Origin of the sequence: Isoptericola sp. NPDC057653 (genome assembly GCF_042799955.1) — a bacterium.
In the GTDB taxonomy this organism is placed as follows: domain Bacteria; phylum Actinomycetota; class Actinomycetes; order Actinomycetales; family Cellulomonadaceae; genus Isoptericola.
Genome location: NZ_JBHVHP010000001.1, coordinates 2416291 through 2428806, shown reverse-complemented (window position 1 = coordinate 2428806; position 12516 = coordinate 2416291). Strand labels below are relative to the sequence as shown.

14 protein-coding genes are annotated in these 12516 nt (G+C 73.1%); 2 read left to right on the top strand and 12 right to left on the bottom strand.

From position 1 onward, the window contains the following. Positions 1-95 precede the first annotated feature (95 nt). Positions 96-1421 carry a histidinol dehydrogenase gene (gene hisD / locus ACFU9A_RS11080; RefSeq protein ID WP_430575268.1) on the bottom strand — a complete coding sequence of 442 codons (1326 nt, stop codon included), beginning with the start codon at positions 1419-1421 and terminating at the stop codon, positions 96-98. Positions 1422-1479: 58 nt separating this feature from the next. Here hisD and ACFU9A_RS11075 point away from each other — a divergent pair, with 58 nt between their 5' ends. Then, positions 1480-1707 carry an RNA-binding S4 domain-containing protein gene (locus tag ACFU9A_RS11075; protein WP_380316390.1) on the top strand — a complete coding sequence of 76 codons (228 nt, stop codon included), beginning with the start codon at positions 1480-1482 and terminating at the stop codon, positions 1705-1707. A 29-nt stretch (positions 1708-1736) separates the two neighbouring features. Here ACFU9A_RS11075 and ACFU9A_RS11070 read toward each other — a convergent pair whose 3' ends face one another. Further along, positions 1737-2141, bottom strand: coding sequence for a pyridoxamine 5'-phosphate oxidase family protein (locus ACFU9A_RS11070; protein ID WP_430575267.1), 405 nt, complete (start codon positions 2139-2141; stop codon positions 1737-1739). Between the two features lie 87 nt (positions 2142-2228). Here ACFU9A_RS11070 and ACFU9A_RS11065 point away from each other — a divergent pair, with 87 nt between their 5' ends. Then, positions 2229-3014 carry a DUF899 family protein gene (locus ACFU9A_RS11065; RefSeq protein ID WP_430575266.1) on the top strand — a complete coding sequence of 262 codons (786 nt, stop codon included), beginning with the start codon at positions 2229-2231 and terminating at the stop codon, positions 3012-3014. Between the two features lie 44 nt (positions 3015-3058). On the opposite strand, the gene ACFU9A_RS11060 is transcribed toward ACFU9A_RS11065, so the two are convergent. The 10 genes from ACFU9A_RS11060 to pgeF form a co-directional block, all read right to left on the bottom strand. Further along, positions 3059-3574 carry an NUDIX domain-containing protein gene (locus ACFU9A_RS11060; RefSeq protein ID WP_430575265.1) on the bottom strand — a complete coding sequence of 172 codons (516 nt, stop codon included), beginning with the start codon at positions 3572-3574 and terminating at the stop codon, positions 3059-3061. Beyond that, a complete protein-coding gene (dnaE, locus tag ACFU9A_RS11055) occupies positions 3571-7125 on the bottom strand; it encodes a DNA polymerase III subunit alpha (RefSeq protein ID WP_430575264.1) in 3555 nt (1184 codons plus the stop codon). Before dnaE ends, ACFU9A_RS11060 begins: the two co-directional genes overlap by 4 nt. A 68-nt stretch (positions 7126-7193) precedes the next feature. Further along, positions 7194-7610 (bottom strand): YkvA family protein, encoded by a 417-nt coding sequence (locus ACFU9A_RS11050; RefSeq protein WP_430575263.1) that lies wholly within the window; start codon positions 7608-7610, stop codon positions 7194-7196. 8 nt (positions 7611-7618) lie between these two features. Continuing rightward, positions 7619-8551 (bottom strand): RluA family pseudouridine synthase, encoded by a 933-nt coding sequence (locus ACFU9A_RS11045; RefSeq protein WP_430575262.1) that lies wholly within the window; start codon positions 8549-8551, stop codon positions 7619-7621. Positions 8552-8554: 3 nt separating this feature from the next. Further along, complete coding sequence (locus ACFU9A_RS11040) at positions 8555-9205, bottom strand: signal peptidase II (RefSeq protein ID WP_430575261.1); 651 nt, start codon at positions 9203-9205, stop codon at positions 8555-8557. 76 nt (positions 9206-9281) lie between these two features. Then, positions 9282-9743 (bottom strand): TraR/DksA family transcriptional regulator, encoded by a 462-nt coding sequence (locus tag ACFU9A_RS11035; RefSeq protein WP_430575260.1) that lies wholly within the window; start codon positions 9741-9743, stop codon positions 9282-9284. Between the two features lie 159 nt (positions 9744-9902). After that, positions 9903-10535, bottom strand: a complete 633-nt coding sequence (locus tag ACFU9A_RS11030) for a DivIVA domain-containing protein (protein ID WP_430575259.1) — start codon at positions 10533-10535, stop codon at positions 9903-9905. A gap of 154 nt (positions 10536-10689) precedes the next feature. Beyond that, complete coding sequence (locus ACFU9A_RS11025; RefSeq protein WP_430575258.1) at positions 10690-10980, bottom strand: YggT family protein; 291 nt, start codon at positions 10978-10980, stop codon at positions 10690-10692. A 114-nt stretch (positions 10981-11094) separates the two neighbouring features. After that, on the bottom strand, positions 11095-11568 hold the full coding sequence (locus ACFU9A_RS11020) for a cell division protein SepF (RefSeq protein WP_430575257.1): 474 nt from the start codon (positions 11566-11568) through the stop codon (positions 11095-11097). A 134-nt stretch (positions 11569-11702) separates the two neighbouring features. Beyond that, the gene (pgeF, locus tag ACFU9A_RS11015) at positions 11703-12512 is read right to left on the bottom strand and encodes a peptidoglycan editing factor PgeF (protein ID WP_430575256.1); all 810 of its coding nucleotides are present in this window, start codon (positions 12510-12512) and stop codon (positions 11703-11705) included. Positions 12513-12516: the final 4 nt, after the last annotated feature.

The window sequence follows — 12516 nt, the reverse complement described above, 5'->3', positions numbered from 1 at the left end:
GCCTCCGACGCGGCGGGCGGGTCGACGCCCGCCGCTTGGCACACTATTCGTCGCCGGCGATCACGGTCGCGGGCGGCGGGAGGGCGACACCGGCGTCAGAGGAAGCGGCCGCGCACGGCCTCGCCGTGCGCGGGCAGGTCCTCGTCGTCCGCGACGGCGACGATCCGGTCCGCGAGCTCCTCGAGCGCGTCCCGGGTGTACTCGATGACCTGGACCGAGCGCAGGTACGCGTGCACCCCGAGGCCGCTCGAGAAGTGCGCGGAACCCCCGGTGGGCAGGACGTGGTTGCTGCCGGCCATGTAGTCGCCGAGGGACACCGGGGACCAGGGCCCGACGAAGATCGCGCCGGCCGACCGCACCCGCTCCGCGAGCGCGGCGGCGTCCTCCGTCTGGATCTCGAGGTGCTCGGCGCCGTAGGCGTCGACGACCGCGAGACCACGCTCCAGGTCGTCCACCAGCACGACCGCCGACTGCGGGCCCCTCAGCGCCTGCAGCACCCGCGCGGAGTGCTTCGTGGCGCCGACCAGGTCGCTCAGCCGCGCCTCGACCGCGCCGGCCAGCTCCACGGACGGCGTCACGAGGACGGACGCCGCCATCGGGTCGTGCTCGGCCTGGCTGATGAGGTCGAGCGCGACGTGCCCCGGGTCGGCCGTCTCGTCGGCCAGCACGGCGATCTCGGTGGGCCCGGCCTCCGCGTCGATGCCGACCACACCCCGCACGAGCCGCTTGGCGGCCGCGACGTAGACGTTGCCCGGCCCGGTCACGACGTCCACCGGCTCGCACAGCACGGTGCCGTCCTGCGGCTCGGTGCCCGCGGCCCCGTAGGCGAACATCCCCACGGCCTGGGCCCCGCCCACGCCGTACACCTCGTCGACGCCGAGCAGCGCGCATGCGGCGAGGATCGTCGGGTGCGGCAGCCCGCCGGACTCCTTCTGCGGCGGCGACGCGACGGCGAGACCGGGCACGCCGGCCTCCTGCGCCGCGACCACGTTCATGATCACGGACGACGGGTAGACGGCGAGGCCGCCGGGCGCGTAGAGCCCCACCCGCTGGACCGGGATCCAGCGCTGGCGGACCACGGCGCCCGGACCGAGCTGCGTCGTGTGCTCCGTGGGCACCTGGGCCGCGTGCACGGCGCGGACGCGGCGGATCGCCTCCTCGAGCCCCGCCCGCACCTGCGGGTCGAGCTGCTCCAGGGCCTCCGCCAGCGCGGCCGTCGGCACCCGCAGATGCTCCGGCCGCACCCCGTCGAACTGCTCGGCCAGGTCGCGCAGCGCGGCGGCGCCCCGGGTCCGGACGTCGGCGAGGATCGGGGCGACGGCGGCGGTCGCCTGGTCCACCCCGATCTCGGGGCGCGGCAGCACCCCGAGCAGCTCGGTGCGGGACAGCTCCTGCCCGCGGAGGTCGATGCGTCGGATCACCGGGCCAGTCTAGGCAGCGCAGGTCGGGATCCGGGGCCGGTTGCCGGAGAATGGACGCATGAGCGCCGCCACCGACGTCCCCATCCGCGACGACATGATCCGCCTCGGGCAGTTCCTCAAGCTCGCCGGCCTCGCCGAGTCCGGCACCCACGCCCGCGACCTCGTGGCGGACGGCGAGGTGCAGGTCAACGGCGACGTCGAGACGCGACGGGGCCGCCAGCTCGTGCGCGGCGACCGTGTCACCGTCTCCCTCCCCGAGGGCGACGAGTCCGTCGTCGTCGCCTGACGAGGCGCTCCCGCGGCCCGCGACGACGCTCAGGCCATGTAGGTCGACGCCATCGCGCGGTCCGGGGTGAGGCGCAGCACCACGCGGTCCGGGTCGTGCTCGAGCGGCCGGTACCGCTTCGTGTACCGCGCCACCGCGTCGGCCACCTCCGCGGGATCCTCGCTCACCTCGAGCGTGCCCTCGAGCGTGAGCCACCGGCCCCCGTCCACCTGGCACAGCGCGGCCCGCGGGCGCGAGCCGTCCGCGGCCGACCGGCGGGCGTTCGCGACCTTGACGGACGTGCGACGCGCGGTGGTGCGGGCCACCCCGGCGTCGGCGTCCCAGGTGAAGGCGACGGGCACGACGTGCGGGCTGCCGTCGGCGCGGAGCGTGGTCAGGGTGGCGAGATGGCGCTCGGTGACGAACACGAGCTGCTCGGGGTTGAGGCGGAACACGCCACGAGCCTACGGCGGACGCCGATGAGTCCGGGACGGGCCGCCGGTCTCATCCGCGACCGGTCCGCCCTGCCGAGGAGCCACGCCATGCCCTCCGAGCCCACCCCCGCCAGCCGCCCCGCGCAGTCCCCCGCCCCGGGCGGCGCGCCCGTGCCCGCCGCCGTCGACCGCGCCAGGTGGCTGCGCGAGCGCTCGGCGCTCCGCGACCGCGAGAAGGCCCACACCCGCGAGGGCGACGCGATCGCCGCCGCGCGCCGCCGCCTGCCGATGACGGAGGTCGACGCCGGCGCCGTCCTCGTCGGGCCCCACGGGCCGACGCCGCTCCTCGAGGTGTTCGAGGGCCGCGACCAGCTCGTCGCGTACAAGCACATGTGGCACGCCGGGCAGCCGGTCGAGGGCCAGTGCGAGGGGTGCACCGCGAGCATCTGGAGCGTCCAGGACGCCGCCTACCTCCACCATCGCGGGGCCACGTTCGCCGTCTTCTGCGAGGGTCCGTGGGAGGAGGTGGCACCGTACGTCGCGTTCATGGGCTACGAGGTCCCGTGGTACTCGATGCAGGGGGTGACGGACGAGGCGGTCGGCGGCGGGCTCAGCGACGACCGCGGCCTCATCTCCTGCTACCTGCGCGTCGGCGACCGGGTCTTCCTCACGAACGAGACGACGCACCGCGGGGTCGAGGCGATCATGGCGCAGGCGCAGCTGCTCGACATGACCGTCTACGGGCGCCAGGAGCGGTGGGAGGACTCCCCGGCCGGCTGGCCGCAGCACCCCACCGCGACCTGGTGGAAGGACCGCGGCCGCCCCGTCCCGCAGTGGGCCCGGCCCGGCGCCGCGCCGTACGACCCGCACGCGGCGCTCGGGCACCATCACTGAGGGGCGCTCCCGCAGGCGGCGGAGTCAGCGCCCGTCGCCGCCCGTCAGAACCCGTCGGAGAGGATCGGCGGCACCCGGGTGCCGTGCCTGCCCTCGTCGTGCAGGGCGCGCAGCACGGTCAGCTCGTGCGGCACCACCAGGTCGGGCAGCGTCACGAACGGGAACCACCGCAGGTCCGCGACCTTGCCCGGCTCCCGGATCTCCGGGCTGCCCGACCACCGGGTGGCGGTGAAGAAGAAGTCGACCCGCTGCTCCAGGGCCGGCCCGCCGGGCAGCCCGCGATGCATCGTCGTGACGGGGACCAGGTCCGCGGCGTCGACGACGACGCCGAGCTCCTCCCGGGCCTCCCGCACGGCCGCCTCCTGCACGGATTCCCCCGCCTCGACGTGCCCGGCCGCCGCGGCGGCCCAGTGCCCGTCCATGAAGCCCGTGCCCTGGCGCAGCTGCAGCAGGACCTGCCCCTCCCGGCGCAGGTACAGGTAGGCCGCGGGCACCACCCGGAAGCGGTGATCGGCGGAGCCGTCGTCCCAGCCCGCCGTCGCGGGAGCGGACCCGGTCACGAGAGGCACGCCGGGCCGAGGAGAGCCTTCAGGTCGCCGAACAGCGCGGGCGACTTCTCCACCCGCAGCGTGTCGGCGGCCCGGACGATCGTGCGCTTGCCCGGCTCCGCGACGCTCACGTGCACCTCCGCCGAGCCCGGGTGCGAGGCGAGCACCTCGCGCAGCCGCGCCATGACCGGCTCGACGCACCGCGTGTGCGGCACGGTCACCAGGACGGGCGCGTCGGCCACGGCGGACGTGTCGGGCAGCGACACCTCCATGGCCTGCAGCTGCATCTGGTCGTCGCGGCGCCGCACGCGACCGCGCAGCGTGACCACCTGGTCCTCCGCGAGGATCGTCGAGTAGGCCAGGTACGTCTCGCCGAAGAACATCACCTCGACGCCGCCCTCGAGGTCCTCGACCGTGACCGCGGCCCACGGGTTGCCGTTCTTGCTCATCTTGCGCTGCACGCTGGTGAGCAGGCCGGCCACCGTGACGGTGGACCCGTCCGGGCGACCCTCGTCGGCCATCAGGGCGGCGATCGAGGTGTCCGCCGCGCGCGCGAGCACGTGCTCCAGCCCGGACAGCGGGTGGTCGGACACGTACAGGCCGAGCATCTCCCGCTCGAACGCGAGCCGCTGCTTCTTGTCCCAGTCCGGCAGGTCCGGGACGTCGACGGCGAACGTCATCGCCGCGTCGTCGTCCGCGCCGCCGAAGCCGGCGAAGAGGTCGAACTGGCCCTCCGCCTCCTTGCGCTTGACCGAGATGACCGAGTCCACCGCCTGCTCGTGCACCACGAGCAGCGCACGTCGCGGGTGCCCGAGCGAGTCGAACGCGCCCGCCTTGATGAGCGACTCGATGGTCCGCTTGTTGCAGACGACGGCGGGCACCTTGTCGAGGAAGTCCGTGAACGAGGTGAAGGCGCCCTTCTCCTCGCGGGCGGCGATGATCGCGTCCACCACGTTGGCGCCGACGTTGCGGATCGCCGTGAGGCCGAACCGGATGTCCTTCCCCACGGCGGTGAACTTGGCCGCGGAGTCGTTGACGTCGGGCGGCAGCACCGTGATGTGCATGCGACGGCACTCGCCCAGGTAGAGCGCCATCTTGTCCTTGTCGTCCCGCACGCTCTGGAGCAGGCCGGCCATGTACTCGGTCGGGTAGTTCGCCTTGAGGTAGGCCGTCCAGTAGGAGACCACGCCGTAGCCGGCGGAGTGCGCCTTGTTGAACGCGTACCCGGCGAACGGGACGAGCACGTCCCACACCGCCTGGATCGCCGCGTCGGAGTAGCCGCGCTCCCGGCAGCCCGCCTGGAACGGGACGAACTCCTTGTCGAGGATCTCCTTCTTCTTCTTGCCCATCGCGCGGCGCAGCAGGTCGGCCTGGCCGAGCGAGTAGCCGGCGAGGATCTGCGCGGCGCGCTGCACCTGCTCCTGGTAGACGATGAGGCCGTAGGTCTCGCCGAGCACCTCCGCGAGCGGCTCCTCCAGCTCGGGGTGGATCGGCTCGATCTTCTGCATGCCGTTCTTGCGCAGCGCGTAGTTGATGTGCGAGTTCATGCCCATCGGCCCCGGCCGGTACAGGGCGATGACGGCGGAGACGTCCTCGAAGTTGTCGGGCCGCATCTGGCGCAGCAGCGAGCGCATCGCGCCGCCGTCGAGCTGGAACACGCCGAGCGTGTCGCCGCGGGCCAGCAGGTCGTAGGTGGGCTTGTCGTCGAGCTCGACCGTCTCGATCGCCACCGGGTCCTTGCCGTTCATCACGATGTTCTCGAGCGCGTCGTCGAGGATCGTGAGGTTGCGCAGGCCCAGGAAGTCCATCTTGATGAGGCCGAGGCCCTCGGACGTCGGGTAGTCGAACTGCGTGATGACCGCGCCGTCCTGCGGGCGCCGCATGATCGGGATGATGTCGATCAGCGGGTGGCTGGACATGATGACGCCCGCGGCGTGCACGCCCCACTGACGCTTCAGGCCCTCGATGCCGCGCGCCGTCTCGACGACGCGCTGCGCCTCGGGGTCGGCGTCGTGCACGGCGCGGAACTCGGCGGCCTCGGCGTACCGCTCGTGCTTCGGGTCGAAGATCCCGGACAGCGGGATGTCCTTGCCCATCACGGCCGGCGGCATCGCCTTGGTGAGCTTCTCCCCCATCGCGAAGGGGAAGCCCAGCACGCGGGACCCGTCCTTGAGCGCCTGCTTCGCCTTGATCGAGCCGTAGGTGACGATCATGGCCACGCGGTCGTCGCCGTACTTCTCGGTGACGTACCGGATGACCTCGGCGCGCCGGCGCTCGTCGAAGTCCACGTCGACGTCGGGCATCGAGATGCGCTCCGGGTTGAGGAAGCGCTCGAAGATCAGGCCGTGCTTGAGCGGGTCGAGCTCCGTGATGCCCATGACGTAGGACACCATCGAGCCCGCCGCCGAGCCACGGCCCGGCCCCACGCGGATGCCCTGGTCCTTGGCCCAGTTGATGAAGTCGGCCACCACGAGGAAGTACCCCGGGAAGCCCATCTGGATGATGACCTCGACCTCGTAGTTCGCCTGCTTGCGGACGTCGCCGCCGATGCCGTCCGGGTAGCGGCGGCGCAGGCCCGCCTCGACCTCCTTGACGAACCAGCTGACCTCGTCCTCCCCCTCGGGCACGGGGAACCGCGGCATGTAGTTCGCCTTGGTGTCGAACGAGACGTCGCAGCGCTCCGCGATGAGCAGGGTGTTGTCGACCGCCTCCGGGTGCTCGGAGAACAGCCGGCGCATCTCCGCGCCCGAGCGCACGTAGAACGTGTCGCCGCTGAACGCGAACCGGCTGCCGCCCTGGTCGTAGGTCGGCTCGTCGAGCGTCGACCCCGAGTTCACCGCGAGCAGGACCTCGTGGGAGTGCGCGTCCTCCTGCTTCGTGTAGTGCAGGTCGTTCGTGGCCACCAGCGGCGCGTCGATCGTCTCCGCCAGCCGCAGCAGGTCCTTCGTCACCCGGGACTCGATGTCGATCCCGTGGTCCATCAGCTCGACGAAGAAGTTCTCCTTGCCCAGGATGTCCTGCAGCTCGCCCGCAGCCCGCACGGCCTCGTCCCACTGGCCCAGCCGGAGCCGCGTCTGCACCTCGCCCGACGGGCAGCCGGAGGTGCCCATGAGGCCCTTGCCGTAGGTCTCGAGCAGCTCCCGGTCCATGCGCGGCCACTTGCCCATCTGGCCGTCCAGGGACGCGAGCGACGACGCGCGGAAGAGGTTGTGCATCCCCTCGTTGTCCCGCGCCCACAGGGTCATGTGCGTGTACGCGCCGCCCGCGGAGACGTCGTCGCGCCGCTGGTGCTGCTCGCCCCACAGCACCTTGGTGCGGTCCTTGCGGCTGGTGCCGGGCGTGACGTAGGCCTCGACGCCGATGATCGGCTTCACGCCGTACTTCTGCGCGGTGCTCCAGAAGTCGAAGGCGCCGAACAGGTAGCCGTGGTCGGTGATCGCGATGGCCTTCTGGCCCAGGCGCTGCACCTCGCTGAACAGCTCGTTCATCCGCGCCGCGCCGTCGAGCATCGAGTACTCGGTGTGGACGTGCAGATGGACGAAGTCGTCAGTCTCGGCCGGCATGTCGACGAGTCTAGGAGGCGCCACCGACGCCCCCGGACGCACGCGCCGAGAGCCGCCTCACACCGGTGTCACCAGCGCACGAGGAGGCGCAGCACGCGCAGCCCGTCCTCCGTGCCCGGCCAGTGGCGGCGCACGACGTCGGGCCCGGCGCTGCGCACCACCGCCCGGAGGACGAGCACGACCACGACGACGTCGTCGGCCCAGCCCAGCACGGGGATCACGTCGGGCACGATGTCGAACGGCATCGCGAGGTAGGCGAGCAACACCGCGACCAGCGCGCGCACGCGGCGGGTGAGGGTCCGGTCCACCGCGAGCCGCCGGACCAGGCGCAGGACGTCCGGCAGCAGCCGTACCGCGCCGCGCAGCGAGCCGCGGCCGGTGCGCCGGCGCACGACGAGCAGTCCGACGAACAGCACGCCCCACAGGGCGAGCACGGCGACGACGAGCCCCAGGAGCAGGTCGGCCCAGACCGGCAGGTCGCGCACCGGGGTACCTACCGGTACGCCCCGCGGACGACCTCGAGCGCGTGCGCCAGGTCGTCGGGGTACTCGCTGGTGACCTCCACCCAGCGGCCGGTGAGCGGGTGCTCGAAACCGAGCCGCACGGCGTGCAGCCACTGGCGCTCCAGCCCGACCTTCGAGGCGAGCACCGGGTCCGCCCCGTAGGTGAGGTCGCCCACGAGCGGGTGCCGCACGGCCTGGAAGTGCACCCGGATCTGGTGCGTGCGCCCGGTCTCGAGGTGCACCTCGACGAGCGACGCGGAGGGCAGCATCTCGAGCACCTCGTAGTGCGTCACGGAGTGCTTGCCGTCCGCCACGACGGCGAACTTGTAGTCGGCGCTGGGGTGGCGGCCGATGGGTGCGTCGATCGTGCCGGTGGTCGGCTCGGGGTGGCCCTGCGCGAGCGCGTGATAGACCTTCTCGACCGTGCGCTCCTTGAACGCCCGCTTGAGACCGGTGTACGCGGCCTCGCTCTTGGCGACGGCCATGAGCCCCGACGTGCCGACGTCGAGCCGGTGCACGATGCCCTGGCGCTCGGCGGCGCCGGACGTCGCGATCCGGTAGCCGGCCGCGGCGAGCGCGCCCACGACGGTGGGCCCGGTCCAGCCGGGCGACGGGTGCGCCGCGACGCCGACCGGCTTGTCGACGACGACCACGTCGTCGTCCTCGTACGCGATGGACATGCCGGGCACGGGCTCCGCGACCACGGCCGGCGTCGCCGCGCGGGCCTCCGGGACCGTCACCTCGAGCCAGCCGCCGGCGACCACGCGGTCGGACTTGCCGACCTCCCGCCCGTCGAGCAGCACGGCGCCCGACGCCGCGAGGTCGGCCGCCTGGGTGCGCGAGAAGCCGAGCATCCGCGCGAGGGCCGCGTCGACCCGCTCGCCGGCGAGCCCGTCCGGGACGGGCAGCGTGCGCGTGGACACTCCTCAGCGCCCCTCGTCGACGTGCCGGCGGCCGTCGAGGCCGATCCCGCGGAACGACAGGATGACGATGAGCGCCGCCGCCGCGACGATGGCGATGTCTGCCACGTTGCCGACGAAGACGCCGTAGTCGATGAAGTCGACCACGTACCCGCGCGCGAAGCCCGGCTCGCGGAAGAAGCGGTCGCCGAGGTTGCCCACCGCGCCGCCGAGCAGCAGGCCCAGCGCGACGGCCCAGCCCACCGAGCCGATCCGCCGGATCGCTCGCAGGATCACCACGACGACCACGACCACGACGATCGTGAGCACCCACGTCATCCCCGTCGCGATCGACAGGGCCGCGCCCGGGTTGTAGATCAGCCGCAGCTGCAGCAGCTCCCCGACCAGCGGCTTCGGCTCGCCGCCGAGCACCAGCGCGGACTCCGCCCACCACTTGGTGAGCTGGTCCACCAGCAGCACGAGCGCGGCCAGGACGAAAGTCCAGGTGATGAGGCGGCGACGGCGCTCGGCCGGCACGGGCGCGGCGTCCGCCTCCGGCTCGGTCGACGCGCTCTCGGGGGCGGCGTCGGCGGGCGCGCCCGTCACGGGCGGCTCGGTGGCGCCGTCGCGCGGCGCGGGCTCGGGGGCCGGGGCGGAGCCGGCGGGCGTGGTCGACATCGTCGGCCAGTCTAGGCGGACGGCGCCCGCCGCAGGACCGGCGGCGCCGAACCGGCGCCGCCGGACGCGAGCAGGGTCAGCGCCGCTCCTCGCGCGCCTTCGCCTCGACGGACAGCGTCGCGCGCGGGAAGGCCTGGAGGCGGGCCTTGCCGATGGGCAGCCCCGTGATCTCGCAGGTGGCGTAGGTGCCCTTGCGGATGCGGTCGACGGCGTGCGCCGTCTGCGCCAGGAGGTCCCGCATGTTGTTGACCAGCGTGAGCTCCTGCTCACGCTCGAGGGCGCTCGAGCCGTAGTCGGCCTGGTCGTCACCCGCCCCGTCGCCGGAGTTGCGCAGCAGGTCGGACAGCTCCTGGTCGGCGACGGCGAGCTCGCGCTCGAGGCGCTCCTTGTCCTCGAGCAGGAAGGCCGCGAGCTCCTCCACCTCGTGCAGGGTCCAGGGCTCCTCGCCCTCGCGGACCGGGAACGACTTCACGTCCCGCGAGAGGTGCGGGAAGTTCTCGCGCAGTGCCGCGCGAGTGGTGGTCGAGAGCTTGGCCATCGGTGCCCTTTCCGTGGTGCGTCGACGACGAGTCACCGCAGCGTAAGTGCGCCGAGCGGCCCGCACAACAGCACGCGCGGGGTGGCGCGTGAGTCGTGCGGACCGCTCGGCGAGAGGCTAGGACGAGGGAGCGGGGTGCGCGGGGTGACGGCCCCCCGCTCAGAGCTCCGAGCCGCGGCCGGCCGCGGCGTTCTGCCGCTGCGGCGGCAGGGCCGAGCCCCGGGCGTCGAGGTCGCCCAGCAGGTTCTGCAGGAAGCTCTTGAGGCGCGTGCGGTAGTCGCGCTCGAAGAGGCGCAGCTCGTCGATCTTGCGCTCGAGGAGCGACCGCTCCTGCTCGAGCTGGGACAGCGTGCGGTGGCTCGTCTCCTCCGCCTCGCGGACGATGCGCGTGCCCTCGGACTTGGCCTCCGAGATGAGGCGGTCGCCCTCCTCCTGGCCCGAACGCACGTAGTCGTCGTGCAGCTTCTGGGCCAGCTGGAGCATGCCGGTCGCGGACTCCGGCTCCGCCGGCTGCTGCTTCGCCGCCGCGGGGGCCGGCGCGGGCGCCGGCGTGGGGGCCGGCGTCGGCGTGGGCTGCGACTGCTGGGCCGCGTCCGAGCGGCTCAGCTCGGCGACCCGGTGCTCCGCCGCGGTGAGCTTGGAGCGAAGGTCGTCGTTCTCCTCCTGCACCGCCGTCAGGGTCCGCACGACCTCGTCGAGGAAGTCGTCCACCTCTTCGACGTCGTAGCCCTCGCGGAACTTGGTCGCGGCGAACTTCTTGTTCAGGATGTCCTCTGCCGTCAGCAGCGCCATCGTCTCACCTCATCGTCTTGCAGGATCGTCGGAGACCCGGGTCGCGGGCCGTCTGGGTGACCACGGTAGCGGACACGTTGCCGGGCGACTCGTCCGGGGAGGTCGGGTCGTCCCGCCCACACGACGTCTTCACACGTCAGCGCCGTGGCGAGCGTCACCGACCCAGGTTGAGGAACAGCTGCTGGAGGATCGACGTCCCGATGAACAGGATGAGGAACGCGAGGTCCAGGCGCACCTGACCGAGCGTCAGGGGCGGGATCACGCGCCGCAGCGCCCGCAGCGGCGGGTCGGTGACCGTGTACACGGCCTCCGCGATGACCAGCATGACCCCGCGGGGCCGCCAGTCGCGGGCGAAGAACTGCACCCAGTCGAACACCAGGCGCACGACGAGGCAGAGCAGGAACAGGCCGAGGAGGAAGCCGATGACGGTAAACACTGCGTTCACGGGACGAACCTACCCGAGCACGCGGCAGGGCCGGGGCAGAAAGCCCCGGCCCTGCGGCGGACGGATCCGTCGGCGCGATCGGTGGGCGGCCGGCCTGTCGACCGGCTCGAGCGATCAGCTCTGGTTGTAGAAGGCCCCGCGGCCGGTCGGCTTCTCCGGCGGCGGCGGCTCCTCGCCGGAGATCTCGACGTGCTCCGGCGAGAGCAGGAAGACCTTGTTGGTGACGCGCTCGATCGAGCCGCGGAGACCGAAGATGAGGCCCGCGGAGAAGTCGACGAGGCGCTTGGCGTCCGCGTCGTCCATGTCCGACAGGTTCATGATCACCGGGGTGCCGCCGCGGAACGCCTCACCGATGGTGCGGGCGTCGTTGTACGAGCGCGGGTGGATCGTCGTGATGCGCCGCAGGTCGGAGGCGATCACCGACTCGCTCGACCCGCCGCGGTGCAGCGGGGTGACCTGCGCCTGGTAGTCGTCACGGTCACGCACCGGTGCCTCCAGCTCCTCGTACTCGTCGAGGTACTCCTCCGACTCCCCCTGGTCGTCGGCGAGCCCCAGGTACAGCATCGTCTTGCGAAGCGCTCCGCCCATCGCCTTGCTCCGTTCGTCGCCACGTCCCGCCCTCCGTCCCGGACGGTGTCACGACGTTAACCACGCCCACAGCGGCATCGGCGCACGACACGCCGGTGTGTCGCGCTCGCAGGGCGTGTCTTCCTCGCACCACGTCAGATCAGGACGACGACCCCGGCCTGCCGGCCCGTCGTCGTGCCCTGGGCGGTCGCGCGACGGTGGGAGTAGAGGTCGGTGTCGGTGAGCGTGCACCGGTCCACCCGGGTCGCGTCGACCCCTCGCGCGGACAGCTGGGCCAGCACACCGGCGGGGAGGTCGAGCGCGGGCGTGCCCGCCGCGGTGGTCGACCACGTCTCGGGGACGACGTCGGCCACCTCGGCACGCATCTCGGCCGGCACCTCGTAGCAGGTGCCGCAGACCGCCGGACCGACGGCGGCGCGCACGTCCTCGACGCGGGCGCCGCGCGCGAGCATCCCGTCGAGGACCCGGTGGACCACGCCGACGGCGACGCCCTTGCGCCCCGCGTGCGCGACGGCGGCCACGCGGGCCACCGGGTCGGCGAGCACGACCGGGACGCAGTCCGCCACGAGCACCCCGAGCGCGAGCCCCGGCTCCGCGGTGACCATCGCGTCGGCCTCGCCCGCCGCCCCCGGGGGCTCGGCCGAGGACCACTCCGCGAGCTCCGCGGCGCCGAGGTCGAGCACGCGGTCGCCGTGCACCTGCGCGGCGAAGGCCACCGGCGCGCCGACCCACTCCCCGAGCCGGGCACGGTTCTCCCGCACCCGGACCGGGTCGTCGCCGGTCGACGTACCCAGGTCGAGCGAGGACCACGGGGCGGGCGACACCCCGCCGTGGCGCGTGGTGAAGCCCGCCACGACGCCCTCCCCGAGGTCCACCCGCAGCAACCCTGCGCCGAACTGCGCCGGCAACAACGCCTCCTGGGCCCAGCCGACCGTCCCGCTCACTCCG

Bases quoted from the DNA above. Each gene is read 5' to 3' on its own strand.
- dnaE (WP_430575264.1), bottom strand. From the start codon at position 7,125: ATGCCGGCCGAGACTGACGACTTCGTCCATCTGCACGTCCACACCGAG.
- ACFU9A_RS11030 (WP_430575259.1), bottom strand. From the start codon at position 10,535: ATGGCGCTGCTGACGGCAGAGGACATCCTGAACAAGAAGTTCGCCGCG.
- ACFU9A_RS11040 (WP_430575261.1), bottom strand. From the start codon at position 9,205: ATGTCGACCACGCCCGCCGGCTCCGCCCCGGCCCCCGAGCCCGCGCCG.
- ACFU9A_RS11020 (WP_430575257.1), bottom strand. From the start codon at position 11,568: ATGGGCGGAGCGCTTCGCAAGACGATGCTGTACCTGGGGCTCGCCGAC.
- ACFU9A_RS11065 (WP_430575266.1), top strand. From the start codon at position 2,229: ATGCCCTCCGAGCCCACCCCCGCCAGCCGCCCCGCGCAGTCCCCCGCC.
- ACFU9A_RS11035 (WP_430575260.1), bottom strand. From the start codon at position 9,743: ATGGCCAAGCTCTCGACCACCACTCGCGCGGCACTGCGCGAGAACTTC.
- ACFU9A_RS11075 (WP_380316390.1), top strand. From the start codon at position 1,480: ATGAGCGCCGCCACCGACGTCCCCATCCGCGACGACATGATCCGCCTC.